The organism is Blastococcus sp. TF02A-35 (assembly GCF_004571075.1).
GTDB lineage: Bacteria > Actinomycetota > Actinomycetes > Mycobacteriales > Geodermatophilaceae > Blastococcus.
Genome location: NZ_SPQP01000005.1, coordinates 63,931 through 79,248, shown reverse-complemented (window position 1 = coordinate 79,248; position 15,318 = coordinate 63,931). Strand labels below are relative to the sequence as shown.

General features: G+C 75.9%; 10 protein-coding genes. 8 read left to right on the top strand and 2 right to left on the bottom strand.

Translation table 11 applies throughout. The features are described from left to right. The first annotated feature begins 8 nt into the window (after nt 1-8). From E4P43_RS03675 to E4P43_RS03645, 7 genes are all read left to right on the top strand, one after another. The gene (locus E4P43_RS03675) at nt 9-1,247 is read left to right on the top strand and encodes a DUF1972 domain-containing protein (protein WP_135144079.1); all 1,239 of its coding nucleotides are present in this window, start codon (nt 9-11) and stop codon (nt 1,245-1,247) included. Further along, nucleotides 1,244-2,008: a CDP-alcohol phosphatidyltransferase family protein gene (locus E4P43_RS03670; protein ID WP_135144078.1), complete on the top strand. Its 765-nt coding sequence runs from the start codon at nt 1,244-1,246 to the stop codon at nt 2,006-2,008. The genes E4P43_RS03675 and E4P43_RS03670 overlap by 4 nt, the downstream gene beginning before the upstream one ends. Further along, entirely contained in the window at nt 2,005-2,643 is a 639-nt protein-coding gene (locus E4P43_RS03665; protein WP_135144077.1) for a hypothetical protein, read from the top strand. Before E4P43_RS03670 ends, E4P43_RS03665 begins: the two co-directional genes overlap by 4 nt. Before the next feature lie 233 nt (nt 2,644-2,876). Next, on the top strand, nt 2,877-7,379 hold the full coding sequence (locus tag E4P43_RS03660; RefSeq protein WP_135144076.1) for a PKD domain-containing protein: 4,503 nt from the start codon (nt 2,877-2,879) through the stop codon (nt 7,377-7,379). A gap of 138 nt (nt 7,380-7,517) precedes the next feature. Beyond that, the gene (locus E4P43_RS03655; protein WP_135144075.1) at nt 7,518-8,882 is read left to right on the top strand and encodes an oligosaccharide flippase family protein; all 1,365 of its coding nucleotides are present in this window, start codon (nt 7,518-7,520) and stop codon (nt 8,880-8,882) included. Further along, nucleotides 8,879-10,972 (top strand): glycosyltransferase, encoded by a 2,094-nt coding sequence (locus E4P43_RS03650; RefSeq protein ID WP_167759052.1) that lies wholly within the window; start codon nt 8,879-8,881, stop codon nt 10,970-10,972. The genes E4P43_RS03655 and E4P43_RS03650 overlap by 4 nt, the downstream gene beginning before the upstream one ends. Beyond that, a complete protein-coding gene (locus E4P43_RS03645; RefSeq protein ID WP_135144073.1) occupies nt 10,969-11,916 on the top strand; it encodes a glycosyltransferase family 2 protein in 948 nt (315 codons plus the stop codon). Before E4P43_RS03650 ends, E4P43_RS03645 begins: the two co-directional genes overlap by 4 nt. Before the next feature lie 11 nt (nt 11,917-11,927). On the opposite strand, the gene E4P43_RS03640 is transcribed toward E4P43_RS03645, so the two are convergent. Further along, complete coding sequence (locus tag E4P43_RS03640) at nt 11,928-12,926, bottom strand: glycosyl transferase (RefSeq protein ID WP_135144072.1); 999 nt, start codon at nt 12,924-12,926, stop codon at nt 11,928-11,930. A 21-nt stretch (nt 12,927-12,947) separates the two neighbouring features. On the opposite strand from E4P43_RS03640, the gene E4P43_RS03635 reads away from it, so the two are divergent. Continuing rightward, on the top strand, nt 12,948-14,039 hold the full coding sequence (locus E4P43_RS03635; RefSeq protein WP_135144071.1) for a glycosyltransferase family 4 protein: 1,092 nt from the start codon (nt 12,948-12,950) through the stop codon (nt 14,037-14,039). A gap of 14 nt (nt 14,040-14,053) precedes the next feature. Here E4P43_RS03635 and E4P43_RS03630 read toward each other — a convergent pair whose 3' ends face one another. Then, nucleotides 14,054-15,292 carry a hypothetical protein gene (locus E4P43_RS03630; protein ID WP_135144070.1) on the bottom strand — a complete coding sequence of 413 codons (1,239 nt, stop codon included), beginning with the start codon at nt 15,290-15,292 and terminating at the stop codon, nt 14,054-14,056. Nucleotides 15,293-15,318: the final 26 nt, after the last annotated feature.

Here is a 15,318-nt window from a genome sequence, read left to right as displayed (position 1 = left end):
GAGGCGCCATGCGGATCGCCATGGTGGGCACGCGCGGTGTTCCCGCTCGGTACGGCGGCTTCGAGACCGCCGTCGAGGAGGTCGGCCGTCGGCTCGCCGACCGGGGGCACCGGGTCGTCGTCTACTGCCGGACCGTCCCGGGCCAGGACCGGCCGTCCACGCACCTGGGCATGGAGCTGGTCCACCTGCCCGCGGCCCGCAAGCGGTCCCTGGAGACGCTGAGCCACTCGGCGCTCTCGGTGGCGCACCTGCTGGCCCACCGCACGGACGCAGCGTTCGTCTTCAACGCCGCCAACGCCCCGCTGCTCCCCGCCCTCCGTGCCGCGCGCATCCCGTTCGCCACGCACGTCGACGGGCTGGAGTGGAAGCGGGCGAAGTGGGGCCCGATCGGCCAGCGCTACTACCGCATGGCCGAGTCGCTGGCCGTCCGCTGGTCGGACGCGCTCATCGCCGACGCCCAGGGGATCGCCGACTACTACCGGTCGGAGTTCGGCGTGCCCACCACGCTGCTGGCCTACGGCGCGCCGGTGATCGACCCGAGTACCGAGAAGCTCGTCGAGCTCGGGCTCGAGCCCGGCGGCTACCACCTGGCCGTCGCCCGGTTCGAGCCGGAGAACCACGTCGACGTGATCGTGGACGGCTACCGCCGCAGCGGTGCCACCAAGCCGCTGGTCGTGGTCGGCTCGGCCCCCTACTCCGACGCCTACACCGCCCGGGTGCACCGGCTGGCCGACGACCGGGTGCGCTTCCTCGGCGGCGTCTGGGACCAGGAGCAGCTCGACCAGCTGTACGCGCACGCCTACACCTACCTGCACGGCCACTCCGTGGGCGGCACCAACCCCTCGCTCCTGCGGGCGATCGGTGCCGGCACCGCCGTCCTGGCCTACGACGTCGACTTCAACCGCGAGGTCGTCGCGGACTCGGGCCGGTACTTCGGCAGCCCCGCCGACGTCGCGGCGCTCGTGGACGCCGCCGAGGCCGACCCCCGGTCGGTGCGGCGGGCGGGCCTGCGGGCGCGCGAGCTGGCCAAGGGCTACGACTGGGACGACGTCGCCGCGGGCTACGAGCAGCTCGCCCGCCGGCTGGCCGGCCGGCACGTGCCGAGCCGGCGTCCCTCCGGCCGGCGCTTCCCGCCCCCGACGTCGGTGCCCGCCCCGGTGCCCTTCCCGCGGGCGGCGGAGGACCGCGAGGTCGCCGGCCGGCGCCCGGCGCCGGACGCCATCCCCTTCCCGGGCGCCCAGCAGTGACCGTCGCCGGTACCGCCCGGCCGCCGTCGGCCGCGACCGAGAGCCTCCGGACGACCATCGGCCGCCTGGCCGCCGCGCAGAAGGGTGCGCAGGGCGCCCCGGCCTACTCGCGGTTCGTGAACCGCCGGGCCGGCCGGGTCCTCGCCGCGCTGGCCTTCCACGCCCGGCTGACCCCGAACGCGGTGACCGGGGTCAGCGCCGTCGCCACCTTCACCGGGATCGCGCTGCTCGCCCTCGTCCCGCCGTCGTGGGCGCTCGGTGCGGCGGTCACCGCCTGCCTGGCCCTCGGCTACGCGCTCGACGCCGCGGACGGCCAGCTGGCCCGTCTGCGCGGGGGCGGGTCCCCGGCCGGGGAGTGGCTCGACCACATGGTCGACGCGGTCAAGACCGTGACGCTGCACCTCGCCGTCCTGGTCGGGCTCTACCGCTTCGAGACCGTCGACCGCGGTGCCCTGCTGCTCCTGCCGCTCGGCTTCGCCGTCGTGGCCGTCGTCCACTTCTTCGCGACCCTCCTGAACGAGGCCCTCCGGACCCAGCACGGGGTGCGGACCCGGTCCACCGCGGACGCGGGCCGGCCGAGCGTGCTGCGCTCGCTCCTGGTCGTGCCCACCGACTACGGCCTGCTGTGCTGGGTCTTCGTGCTCCTCGGGGCGCCCGCGGTCTTCCTGGGCGTCTACGGCTTCCTGTTCGCTGCCACCGCCGCCTACCTGGCCCTCGCCGTGGTCAGGTGGTTCAACGAGATGGGACGGCTGACCGCATGACCGGACCGAACGCTCCCTCCGGCGGGGCCCCGGCCCCCGGGCGACGCCGGCTGCTGGCCGCCGCCGCCGTCGCGGGTGCCGTCCTCGCCCTGCTGCTGGGCTGGGCCCTGTGGCCGGGCGGCGACGGCGACCGCGCGTCGGAGGCCTCGGCCACGTCGACCTCGCCGTGGACCCAGCCCCCGGCGCCCCCGACCCCGGAGCCGGCCGGTCCCACCGACGTCGTCGACGAGGCCCCGCCGTCCCTGGACGCCGTCGGCCTGGACGAGACGGCCGCGGTCGGGAACGGGATCACCGCGGAGGTCACCGGTATCGAGGCGATCGAGGGTACCGCGGTCGGCCCCGGCAACATCGCCGGTCCGGCCCTGCGGGTCACCGTGCGCATCGAGAACGGGACCGGTGCGCCGGTCTCGCTGGACGCCGTGGCGGTCGACCTGGCCTACGGCGAGGACCTGACGCCGGCCTCCCCGCTCGACGACCCGTCGCGGAGCCCGTTCTCCGGCTCGGTCCCCGCCGGCGAGGACCGGGAGGGCACCTACGTGTTCACCGTGCCCGAAGGTGCGCGTGACGCGGTGACCATCCAGGTCGGCTACCAGGCCGGCGCACCGTTCCTCGTCTTCAGGGGGTCCGCCGGCTGACGCAGGCCGGCAGGTTCTCACCCGAGCGGGGTCCCAGCATCTGCTGGGGCCCCGCTCGTCGTTCACCGCACCCTGCGCGAGCGGCTACGCATAGTCACTTTTTACGCGTGTCGTGCCGCTGACCTGCGCTGATCACACCTTCGGGGGATCACGCAGCGTGTTCGGTCACGCCTAGTGTTCACCGGCCGGTGGATGGACGCCGGTGCCATGTGTGCGCGAGCGGGGGAACACGAATGTCTGCACGGGTCGAGCTGTCGCCGAGGAGGCTCCTGGCGGGGCTGTTGGGTCTGCTGCTCTTCGCAGGGGTGCTGGGGGGTCTGGCCCCCACCGCCGCGCGTGCCGACTCCGCGCCGCTGGACCCGCGCAACCCGGCCACGCCGACCACGGTCACCGCCGACCCGCTGCCCACCGTGCAGATCAACGGCGTCGCCTGGTCCCAGGTCGTCGTCGGCAACACCGTCTACGTCGCCGGCAGCTTCTCCACGGCCCGCCCGGCCGGGGCCGCTCCCGGGACGCAGGAGACGGTCCGCAACAACCTGCTGGCCTACGACATCCGGACCGGTGCGCTGGTCCGCAGCTTCGCCCCCGACCTCAACGGCCAGGCGCGCGTCGTCGCCGCCTCCCCGGACGGCTCGCGGATCTACGTCGGCGGTGACTTCACCCGCGCCGACGGCCAGGCCCGCAGCCGGGTCGCCGCCTACAGCACCGCGACCGGCGCGCTCGTCCCGGAGTTCCGGCCGGCCGTCACCGGGCAGGTGCGGGCGATCGCCGCGACGAACAGCACCGTGTACCTGGGCGGCAGCCTGACCGCCGTCGGCTCGGTGAGCCGCAGCCGCCTGGCCGCGGTCTCGGCCGCCAACGGTGCGCTGCTGCCCTGGGCGCCCGTGCCCGGGGTCGGCCCCACCACCGGCAACCGCGACGGCAACAAGAACACCAGCACCGACGTCTTCGCCCTCGTGGTGACCGGCGGCGGCTCGCAGGTCGTGGCCTCCGGCCGGTTCCACACCCTGAACGGCGTCCGGTCCACCGGCGTCGGCGCCCTCGACCCCGTCTCGGGCGCGACGCGCACGTTCGCGGTCAACCAGCTGATCACCAACCAGGGCGTCAACTCCGCGATCTACAGCCTGAGCACCGACGGCACGACCGTCTACGGCACCGGCTACGACTACTTCGGGCCGGGCAACCTCGAGGGCACCTTCGCGGCCGACGCCAACGGCGGCCGGGTGCAGTGGTTCAACGACTGCCGCGGTGACACCTACTCCGCGTTCGCCACCGGCGGCGTGGTGTACCAGGCGACCCACGCGCACAACTGCTCGAACATCGGCTCCTTCAAGGAGTACGACCCCCAGATCTTCAAGTACGGCACGGCCGTCAGCCGCACCGCCGTCGGGATGGTCGGCGAGGTCACGCTGCGCAACAGCACCGAGACCAACGTCCGCAAGCAGCCGGCGCCGGCGGTGCTCCCGTGGTTCCCCAGCTTCACCGCGGGGACCGTCACGAAGCAGTACCAGGCCGGCTGGTCGGTCACCGGCAACGACTCCTACGTCGTCTACGCCGGTGAGTTCCCGAAGGTGAACGGCACCGCCCAGGAGGGCCTGGTCCGGTTCGCCTCGCCGACCATCGCCCCGAACAAGGTCGGCCCGACCTTCGACCGCGCTGCAGCGACTGCGACCGTGCTCGGCGCCGGCACCGTGCGCGTGGCCTGGCTGGCCGCGCACGACATGGACAACGAGAACCTGACCTACCGGGTGTACCGCGACGGCGACACCTCCGCGCCGGTCGCCACCCTCACCCGCCCGTCGGAGTGGTGGAACCGGGCGATGCTCGGCTGGACCGACCGCAAGGTCGCGGCGGGCACGCACACCTACCGCGTCACCGTCTCCGACCCGGCCGGCAACGAGGCCAGCACCGCCTGGACCTCCGTGGACGTCGCCACCGGCGGCGGCACGACCCGGCCCTACACCGAGCTCGTCCGGGCCGACGGCGCCATCACGCACTGGACGCTCGGCGAGCGGTCCGGCAGCACGGCGTACGACCAGGCCGGCGGCATGGACCTGCCGCTGAACGCCGGCGTCACCGCCGGGGTGGGCGGCGCCATCGCCGGCGACTCCGACACCGCCGTCTCCTTCAACGGGCGGACCGACGGGTTCCTGGCCACCCAGACGCCGATCGGCGCTCCGCAGGAGTTCAGCGCGGAGATGTGGTTCCAGACCTCGACCCGCACGGGCGGGCGCATGTTCGGCTTCGGCAACTCGAACAGCTCGACGCTGAGCACCCACCACGACCGGATCGTCTACATGGATGTGAACGGGCGGCTGACCTTCGGCGTCTGGCCGTCGGAGAACCGGACGATCACCACCTCCCGGGCCTACAACGACGGCCGCTGGCACCACGTCGTCGTCAGCCTGAGCAAGAGCGGGCAGTCGCTCTACGTCGACGGCGCGCTGGTCGGCACGCGCACCGACACGACGCAGGCGCAGCACAACTCCTACGGCTACTGGCGGCTGGGCGGTGACACCAGCTGGTCCGGTGGCACCCACATGGCCGGCCGGATGGACGAGGTCGCCCTCTACCCGAAGGCGCTGTCGGCCTCCCAGGTCGCCTCGCACTACCGGCTCGGCACGACCGGGTCGACCGGCAACCTGCCCCCGACCGCCGCGTTCACCTCGGCGACCTCGGGCCTCACGGTGGCCTTCGACGGCGCCACCTCCCGGGACGCCGACGGCACCGTGCGGACCTACGCCTGGAACTTCGGGGACGGCTCGACCGGCACCGGGGTCAAGGCCAGCCGCACCTACGCGGCGCCGGGCACGTACCCGGTGACGCTGACGGTGACCGACGACCGGGGCGCCACCGCCCAGACGACGGCCTCCGTGACGGTGTCGGCCACGCCCAACGTGGCGCCGACGGCTGCCTTCGGCAGCTCGGGCACCGGGCTGGCCGTCGACTTCGACGGCTCCACCTCGTCGGACTCCGACGGGTCGGTCGTCTCCTGGGCGTGGGAGTTCGGTGACGGGCGGACCGGCACCGGCAGGACGGCGTCGCACACCTACGCCAAGGCCGGCTCCTACGCGGTGACCCTCACGGTCACCGACGACGACGGTGTGCCCTCGACGGTGACGCAGACGATCGCGGTCAGCGACTCCACGGCCCCGCCGGCCATCGCGTCCGACGCGTTCGGCCGCACGGTGACCGACGGTCTGGGCACCGCCGACGTCGGCGGTGCCTGGAAGATGGCCGGCCCGGCAGCGGTGGCCGACGGCGTGGGCCGCCTGCGGCTGACGCCTGGCTCGTCGACCTCGGCCTACCTGACCGCGGTGTCCAGCACGGACGTGGCGGTGCAGGCGGCGTTTTCCACGGAGGCCATGCCCACCGGCGGCGGTGCCTACGGCTACCTCGCCGCGCGGCGGATGACGGCTGCGGACTACCGGGCGTCGGTCAAGGTCACCTCCACCGGCAAGGTCGTGCTGGGCCTGTCCCGGCTGGTGGCCGGCCAGGAGACCAAGCTGACCGCCGTCGAGCTCGCCGGGGTGACCTACAAGGCGGGTGGGTCGCTGCTGGTCCGCCTCGACGCGGCGGGCACCGGGACGACCGTGCTCAACGCCAAGGCCTGGCTGCAGGGCACGCCCGAGCCGGCCGACTGGCAGACCACCGCCAGTGACAGCACCGCGGCCCTCCAGGGCCCCGGCGGGGTCGGCGTGGCGGCGTTCCTGTCCGGCTCGGCGACCGCACCGCTGGACGTGCGCGTCGACGACCTGTGGGCCGGTGCCTCCGGGTCCGGGCCGAACGGTGCCGAGCCGGCCAACCTGGCCCCGACGGCGGCCTTCCAGCCGGTGACGTCCGGCCTGTCGGTCTCGGTCGACGGGTCGGCCTCGGCCGACCAGGACGGCTCGGTGGCCGGCTACGCGTGGGACTTCGGCGACGGCCGGACCGCCACCGGGCGGACGGCGTCGCACACCTACGCGGCGGCGGGCACCTACCAGGTGTGCCTGACCGTGACCGACGACGACGGTGCCACCGGGACCGTCACCCGCGCCGTGACCGTGTCCGCGCCGGCGCCCCAGCCCGACCCCGGCACCGAGGCCCCGCCCCTGGCGGCGGACGCCTTCGGCCGCGCGGTGGCCGAGGGTCTGGGCACCGCCGACGTGGGCGGCGCCTGGACGATGGCCGGCCCGGCGTCGGTGGCCGACGGCGTTGGCCGCCTGCGGCTGGCCGTCGGGGCGTCGACCTCGGCGTACCTGACCGGGGTGCAGGCCGGCGACGTGGCCGTGCAGACGGCGTTCTCCCTGGACGCCATGCCGACCGGCGGTGGCGCCTACGGCTACCTGGCCGCCCGCCGGGTGACCGCTGCGGACTACCGCGCCTCGGTCAAGGTCACCTCCACCGGCAAGGTCGTGCTGGGCCTGTCCCGGCTCGAGGCCGGCAAGGAGACCAAGCTGACCGCCGTCGAGCTGGCCGGGGTGACCTACCGCCCGGGTGCCTCGCTGCTGGTCCGCCTGGAGGCCACCGGCAGCGGGACCACCGTGCTGAACGCCAAGGCCTGGCTGCAGGGCACCCCGGAGCCGGCTGCCTGGCAGACCACCGCCAGCGACAGCACCGCGGCCCTGCAGGGCCCCGGCGGGGTCGGCGTGGCGGCGTTCCTGTCCGGCTCGGCCACCGCGCCGATGGAGATGCGGGTCGACGACCTTTGGGCCGGCCCGGCCGGTACCGCGCCGAAGGCTCCCCCCGCGGGGTGACGAGCCCCGTCCGCAGGGGTCACACCGGCCCTGGTCGCTGACAAGCTGGGACAGCCCCGTTCCTCGCGCTCCCGAGCGCCCGGGACGGGGCTGACCCGTCGGTGCAGCCCGCGCCGCGCCGAGCGGAAGGACCCGACGATGAGGACGTCCCTCGCCGCTGCGCCGGCGACGGACACCGGTCGCTCCGGTCTCTGGGCGAACGTGCGGCGGAGCTCCGGGGCCAAGCTCGTGGTGCTCCCGGTGTCGGCCCTGCTCGGGATCGTCCTCACCCGCGTCGTCATCGAGTCCTACGGCGAGGCCGCGTTCGCGCAGTACGGGCTGCTGGTCGCCATCGGCGCCCTGCTCCCGTTCGCGGACCTCGGCATGTCGGCGGCGGTGATGAACGCCGTCGCGGCCAGCCGCGACCCCGCCTCCGACGGGCACGTCCACCGCGTGCTCGTCACCGCGACGCGCGCCCTGCTCGGTTCGGCCGCGGTCCTCGCCGCAGTCGCCGTCACCCTCTGGGCCCTCGACCTGTGGCCGGTGCTCCTGGGGGAGGGCCTGCTGCCGCAGGAAGGGCCGGCGGCCGCCACGCTGTGCCTGCTGCTCATCGCGGCCGCGATGCCCGTGGGGGTCGGCCAGCGGATCCTCACCGGGCTGGGCCGCAACCACGTCTCGATCCTGGTGCTGGGCGCGCAGACCCCGGTGGTGCTGGCCGTCGTGGGGCTGCTCGTCTGGTGGGACGTCGCGGCGGGGGCGGGGATCGCCGTCGTCGCCTACGCGGTGACGCTGCTGCTGTCGGTCGTCCTTACCCTCCTCGCCGCCCGGGAGGTGCACCCCGTCCTCGGCCGGGCCGTGCGCGACGCGGTGCGGCTGCGGACGGTGCGCGGCGCGCGCGTCATGGACGTCGCCTGGCCGATGCTGGTCCAGATGCTGGCGCTGCCGCTGGCGATGCAGAGCGACCGGATCGTGCTCAGCCACCGCAGCGGCACCTCGGTGCTGGCCGAGTACAACCTGGCCGCGCAGATGTTCACCCCGGTCTGGGCGGTGGTGAGCGCCGGCGGGATCACGCTGTGGTCCTCGTTCGCCCGCGCCCGGGCCCGGGGCCAGGCGGTGTCACCCATGTCGACGGCGCTGGCCTTCGCGGCCGCGGCCGCCGCCATGGCCACGGCGGTGGCGCTGGCCTCGCCCCTCCTCGCGCAGCTGGCCTCGGGCGGGGCCATCACCCTGGGGCTCCCGCTGGTCCTGGCCTTCGTCCTCCTCATGACGCTGCAGGGCCTGAAGTACCCGCTCGGCATGGCGATGACCGATGCCGCGGGCCTGCGGTTCCAGGCGGCGATGGTCGTGCTGATGCTGCCGGTCAACGTCGGCCTGTCGTGGTGGCTGGCCGGCCCGCTGGGCGCCGTCGGCCCGGTCCTCGGCTCCGTCGTCGGCGTCGCGGTGTTCCAGTGCCTGGCCAACGCCTGGTACGTCCGCCGGCACCGGCAGGCCGTCGTGGAGGCCGTCGTGGAGGGCGCAGCGTGAGCCCGGCACCCGCGGACCAGGGCGGCCGGCTCGGGCTGGTCGTCGTCAACTACGGCTCGGCGCACCTGGTCGAGCAGAACCTGGGGCGGCTGGACCTCTCCGCCGTGCCGGTGCACGTCGTCCTCGTCGACAACTTCTCCGGCGAGGCCGAGCGCGAGGCGGCCCGGTCGCTGGCCGACGCGCACGGCTGGCAGTTCCTGCCGCTGGCGGGCAACCGGGGGTTCGGCGGCGGGGTCAACGCCGGGGTGGCGGCGGCGCGCGACGCCGGCTGCGCCGTCTTCCTCATGCTCAACCCGGACGCCACGACCACCCCCGCCGTGCTCGACGAGCTGCGCCGGGAGTGCCTGCGCCGTCCCACGGCCCTGGTCTCGCCCCGCGTGCTGCGACCCGACGGCTCGGTCTGGTTCGACGGCGCGCTGCTGGACCTGGCCGACGGCGCGACCCGCAGGGGTGGACCGGCCGCGCTGGGCGACCCGCCCGCGGGCACGCAGCCGTGGGTCACCGGCGCCTGCCTCGCCGTGCATCGGGAGATGTGGGACCGGCTCGGCGGCTTCGACGAGTCCTACTTCCTCTACTGGGAGGACGTCGACCTCAGCCGCCGGTGCCTGCAGGCCGGGGGAGAGCTGGTCGTCCGCGAGGACCTGGTGGCCCACCACGACGTCGGCGGCACCCAGGAGACCGGCCGGGGGCGGGCCAAGTCGGCCCTCTACTACCGCTACAACTGCCGGAACCGGCTGGTGTTCGCCGCCCGCCACCTCTCCCGCGCGCAGCAGCTGTCCTGGGTGCGCCGCACGCCGGTCGCCACCCGCGACGTCCTGCTGCGCGGCGGCCGGCGCCAGCTGGTGCGCCGGCCGGGGCTCGCGCTCGCCGCCGCCCGCGGCAGCGCGGAGGGCCTGCGGTCCGTCGTCGCGGCGCTCGTCCGGCGTCCCGCCGCGGCGGCCGGTGACCGGGTCCTGGTGGTCCACCCGGGAGCCGAGCTCTACGGGTCCGACCGCATGCTCGCCGAGTCGGTCGCCGGCCTCGTCGACCGCGGCTGCCGGGTCACCGTGGCGCTGCCGGGAACCGGGCCGCTGGTCGCCGTCCTCGAGGGCCTCGGTGCCGAGGTCGTCACCTGCCCCATGCCCGTCGTCCGGAAGTCGGCGCTCTCGCCGCGCGGCGCCCTGGCCCTGCTGGGCGACGTCGTCCGCGGAACGCTCCCGGCCGTCCGGCTGCTGCGCCGGCGGGGGACGGCAGGGGTGTACGTGAGCACGCAGATCATCCCGCTGTGGGCACCGCTCGGCCGGCTCCTCGGGCGCCGGGTGACCACGCACGTGCACGAGGCCGAGGGGGCCGCCCCCCGCGTGCTGCGCCTGCTGCTCGCGCTGCCGGTGGTGCTGGCCGACCGGATCGTCCTCAACAGCAGGTACAGCCGCGACGTCCTGCTCGGCTCGCTGCCGGGCGCGCTCGCGCGGTACGCCGCGCGCCGGGCGACGGTCGTCTACAACGGGGTCGCCGGCCCGCAGGGCTCGCCCGCCCGGCGGCAGGTCGCCGACGGGCTGCGGCTGCTCTACGTCGGACGCCTCTCGCCCCGCAAGGGACCGCACGTGGCGCTCGGCGCGCTGGCCGAGCTCCGCGACCGCGGCGTGCGCGCCGAGCTGACGCTGGCGGGGTCGGTGTTCCCCGGCTACGAGTGGTACGAGGCCGAGCTGCGGGCCACGGCCGCCGGGCTCGGCCTCGCCGACGCCGTCCGGCTGCCCGGCTTCGTCCCGGACGTGTCCGGGGTGCTCGCCGACGCCGACGTCGTCCTCATCCCCTCGCTGCAGGACGAGCCGTTCGGCAACACCGCGGTGGAGGCGGTGCTCGCCGCGCGCCCCGTGGTGGTCAGCGCGACCAGCGGGCTGCGCGAGGCGGTCGACGGGCTCGGCTCGGCGCAGGCCGTGCCCCCGGGCGAGCCGGCCGCGCTGGCCGACGCGGTCGAGCGGGTCGCCGGCGCGTGGGCGACCTACGCGCGGGACGCGCTGGCCGACGCCGCCGAGGCCGGCCGCCGGTACGACGTCGACCGCTACCGGAGCGACATCGCCGCGATCGTGCTCGACAGGGAGACGCCGTGACCGCACAGCCCACCACCCCGACGGCCGTCACCGTCGCCGTCCTGACCTTCCGGCGGCCCGAGGACCTCGAGGCCGTCCTGCCGCTGCTGGTGCGGCACGCGGCGGAGGTGCGCGCCCCGGGCTGCGCCGCCGAGGTGCTGGTCGTGGACAACGACGCCGAGGGCAGCGCGCGGGAGGTCGTGCGCCGGTTCGAGGCCGACGGCGTGCGCTACGTCGTCGAGCCCACCCCGGGCATCGCCGCGGCCCGGAACCGGGCGCTCGCCGAGGCGCAGGCCTCGGACGTGCTCGTCTTCATCGACGACGACGAGCGGCCGCACGACGGCTGGCTCCGCCACCTGCTCGACACGTGGCGGGGCACCGGCGCCCAGGCCGTGGCCGGTGCGGTCGTCTCCGAGGTGAGCGGCGAGGTGGACGCCTGGGCGCGGGCCGGGGACTTCTTCCGCCGGCGGCGGCTGCCCACCGGGACGCGCATCGACGTCGCGGCGACCAACAACCTGCTGCTGGACCTGTCCTTCGTCCGCGGCCACGGGCTGCTCTTCGACGAGCGCTTCGGGCTGAGCGGGGGGAGCGACACCCTCTTCACCCGCCGGCTCGTCGCCGACGGCGGCCTGCTGGTGTGGTGCGACGAGTCCGTCGTCACCGACCGGGTGCCGGCCGAGCGGCTGACCCGCGAGTGGGTGCTGCGCCGGGCGTTCCGCTCGGGCAACTCCTCGTCGCGGGTCGACGTCGTCCTGGCGCGGGGCCGGGGCGCCCGGGCGGCGGCACGGGTGCGCGCGGTGGTCCGGGGCTCCCTCCGGCTGGCCGGGGGCGGCGCCCGCTGGGTGCTCGGCGCCGTGCTGCGGGACGAGCTGCACGCGGCCCGCGGGCTGCGGACCGCGGCCAGGGGCTCGGGCATGCTGGCCGGGGCCGGCGGGGTCGTCTACCAGGAGTACCGCCGGGCCTGAGCGGGGCGGACCTACCGGCGGGCCCGCCGGTAGACCTCCACGTGCGCGGCGGCGGCGCCGTCCCACTCCCGCCGCGACAGGTCCGGGCGCGGTGCCCGTGGCTCCGCCCGCAGCGCGGCGAGCGCGTCCCGCAGCACCTCGGCGGTCAGGTCGCCCTGGTACCGGTGCACCCAGCCCGGGCCGACCTCCGCGGCCAGGTCGGCGGTCACCTCGTTGTCCGGCACCAGCACCGGCCGGTCGAGGGACAGCGCCAGCAGCGCGGCGCCGGAGTTGTGCATGTCGCGGTAGGGGAGGACCACGAGCTCGGCCTCCGTGACGGCGGCGACCAGCTCGGCGTCGTCCAGGTGGCGCAGGGTCAGCCGCACCCGCTCGTCGGCACCGGCGGCGGCCCGCAGCTGCTCGCCGGTCTCCGGCGAGTCCGGCGCGCCGGCGACGTGCAGGCTCAGCCCGGGGTCGTCCGCCGCGGTGAACGCCCCGACCAGCCCCGGCACGTTCTTGTAGGAGCGGACGAGCCCGGCGAACACCAGGTGCCCCGGCCGCGAGGCCTGGTGCGGGTGCTGCTCGAACCAGCCCCGGTAGTGCCCGTGCACCACGGTCGCGCCCCACACGCCCTCGGTCGCGGGCGTCCGGTCGTTGAGCCGGATGTGCGCGGAGGTGCGCCGCTCCGCGCGGCGCAGCAGCCAGGCCGCCGCGCCGGAGCGCTCCTGGTGGGGGCGCAGGTTGTGCACCGTGCGGACGACGGCCGTGCGCCGCAGGCGCAGCCGCAGCAGGAGCGCCGCGAACAGCAGCCGGCGGACGGCGGTGCGCAGCGGGCCGTTGCCGCTGACCAGGATCTCCGGCCAGTGCACGTGGAAGACGTCGTAGCGGCCGGTCAGGGCGCGGCGCCACGAGAACGTCCGGACCTCCAGCCCGGGCACCTCGGCGAGCGCGTCGCGCAGCATCACCAGGTAGGGGTTGGTCGTCGGGCGGGGCTCCGGGAAGGACTGGAGCACACGCAGCGGTCGGTCCACGGTCGCCTATGCTCACACGCTGTGCGTCCCACGTTGCACAACCGCGCACGCGTGTACGACAGCGTGCGCAGCGCACACCTCGAGCGGGCCCACCAGCTGGCTCCCGCGAGCATCCTCTACCGCCGGCACCGCTACGACTTCGACCCCGCGCTCGCCGAGGGGCTGGACCTGCACCGCGGCGGTCTGCTGCGCACCACGGTGACCCTGCTGCGGTCGAGGCTGGCGTCCCTGGAGGTCAACGAGCCGCTGCTGCGCCCGAGCGTCGTCCGGACCGCCGTCCTGGTGGCCGTCGCACGCGCGGCCGCGGGGCTGCGCCGCCGGGAGCTGGTGCTCACGACCTACGCCATCGAGAACCGCGACCCCTTCGGCGCCGTCCCGGCCTCCGGCCCGCGGGCGCGGGCGAGGGCGGCGGTGGACCGGGCCGCGGGCCGCTACGTGGCCCGCCGGCTGGACCGCGTCGCCTTCGGCACCGGTGCGGCCCAGGAGCTGTACGGGGCGCTGCTGGCCGACGAGCTGGCGGGCGCCGAGCGCGCGCTCGTCCCGGCGCTCTCGTCGCCGTGCGGCTGCCCCTCCGGCAGCGGCCAGGAGGACGGGCGGGTGCTCTTCCTCGGCGCGCTGACCGACCGGAAGGGCGTGCCGCAGCTGCTGGCCGCCTGGCCGGAGCTCCTCGCGCGCCGGCCGGGCGCCCGGCTCACCGTCGTCGGCTCGGGACCGCTGGAGGCGGAGGTCGCCGACCTGGCGGCCCGCGAGCCCGGCGTCGAGCTGGTGGTCGGGCCGCCGCGGGCCCGGGTGCACGAGCTGCTGCGGGCGGCGTCGGTCCTGGTCCTGCTCTCCCAGCGGACGCCCGTCTGGCGGGAGCAGGTCGGGCTGCCGATCGTGGAGGCGCTGGCCCACGGCTGCACGGTCGTGACGACCGACGAGACCGGGCTGGCCGGCTGGCTGGCCGACCACGGGCACGAGGTGCTGGCGCCGGACGCACCGCCGGCCGAGGTGGCCGCCGCGGTCGCCGGTGCGCTGGACCGGCGCCGGTCCCCGGAGTCGGTGCTGGCCGACCTGCCCGGAACCGACGGCCGGCTCGACGCCGACGCCTGGCTCTCCGCGCCGCGCGCCTGACCGGCCCGACGGCCTCAGCCGGCGGCCGGCCGTCCGGGGCGCGCCGCTCCCAGGCCGAGCAGGACGGCGAACAGGACGGCGGTCGACGTCCACTCGAGCGTGTCGAAGGCCGCGAACATCAGCACGAGCGCGAGGAGACCCGGGCGGGTGCTGCGGTCGCCCCGGAGCAGCCCGGCCAGGACGGCCGCCACGAGGAGCGCGACGCCGACGAGGCCGGCCAGCGCGAAGGTGGTGACGAGCTGGTTGTCCACGGCGAAGAACCCGTCCTGCTGGAGCAGCCCGTCGGCGTACAGGACGCCGAGCGACCCCTCGCCGCTGCCCAGCAGGATCTCGGGCAGCGGCCGGTCGGACAGCCGGCCCACCGCCTCCAGCGCGCCGAGCCGGTGGGTCAGCGACCCGGTGCCCTCCAGGGAGGCCAGCAGCGGGACCTCGGAGACGCCGCTGACGAGGATGCCGACGACGCCGGCGAGGCCGAGCAGGACCCGGCCGGCGGCACCGGTGCGCGAGGCACCCGGCCACACGGCGGCGGCGACCACGCCGACGACCAGCACGGCCGCGGCGCTCCGGCTGCCGGAGAGCACGACGCCGCCGGCGAACGCGCAGGTAAGGGCCAGCCGGGCCCACAGCGGCAGCCGGCGCGCCCCGACCGCGAGCGCCGCGGCGACGGCCATCAGCGTCCCGAAGGGGATGGGGTGGGCCATCGTGCCGGTGGTGCGGCCACCGAGCGAGGGCAGCAGGTTGTTCTCGTCGAACAGCGACCCGGCCTCGCCCAGCAGGCCCCACGGCGCGGGCAGCCCCAGGAAGGCGCTGGCCGCCGCGAACCCGAGCTGCACCAGGGCGAGGGCGAGCACGGCGCCGACGAGGACGTCCCGGTCCTGCCGCGAGCAGAAGGCCGCGAGCAGGCAGCAGGCGGCCAGCAACGCGGTGAGGAGGACGCCCTCGACCAGGTCGGGCAGCGTCCCGTGGTGCGCCGTCGAGAGCACCGCGCAGGTGCCCGACAGGAGCAGCAGGACCGCCGGCGCCGACCAGCGGAGCCGCGTCGCGTGCAGGCAGACGACGCCCAGGACGGCGACGAGGGCGACGCCGAGGAGCGCCCACTCGCGGTTGGTCGACAGTCGGGCGGTCGGCACGAAGGTGACGACGGCCAGCACGGCGGCCAGGACGGTGCTCGGCCTGCCGAGCAGCCCGGGGTGCTGCGGCGCGGCCGACCGGGCGTCGGGCCGGTCGGCGAGCAGGGCGCCCGGCGTCGTCACCGGTCCAGTGTGCGGGGCGCCGGAGG

What these genes read in the sequence shown, in the direction of transcription:
- E4P43_RS03675 (WP_135144079.1), top strand. Translation starts at nt 9, where the DNA reads ATGCGGATCGCCATGGTGGGCACGCGCGGTGTTCCCGCTCGGTACGGC.
- E4P43_RS03665 (WP_135144077.1), top strand. Translation starts at nt 2,005, where the DNA reads ATGACCGGACCGAACGCTCCCTCCGGCGGGGCCCCGGCCCCCGGGCGA.
- E4P43_RS03660 (WP_135144076.1), top strand. Translation starts at nt 2,877, where the DNA reads ATGTCTGCACGGGTCGAGCTGTCGCCGAGGAGGCTCCTGGCGGGGCTG.
- E4P43_RS03655 (WP_135144075.1), top strand. Translation starts at nt 7,518, where the DNA reads ATGAGGACGTCCCTCGCCGCTGCGCCGGCGACGGACACCGGTCGCTCC.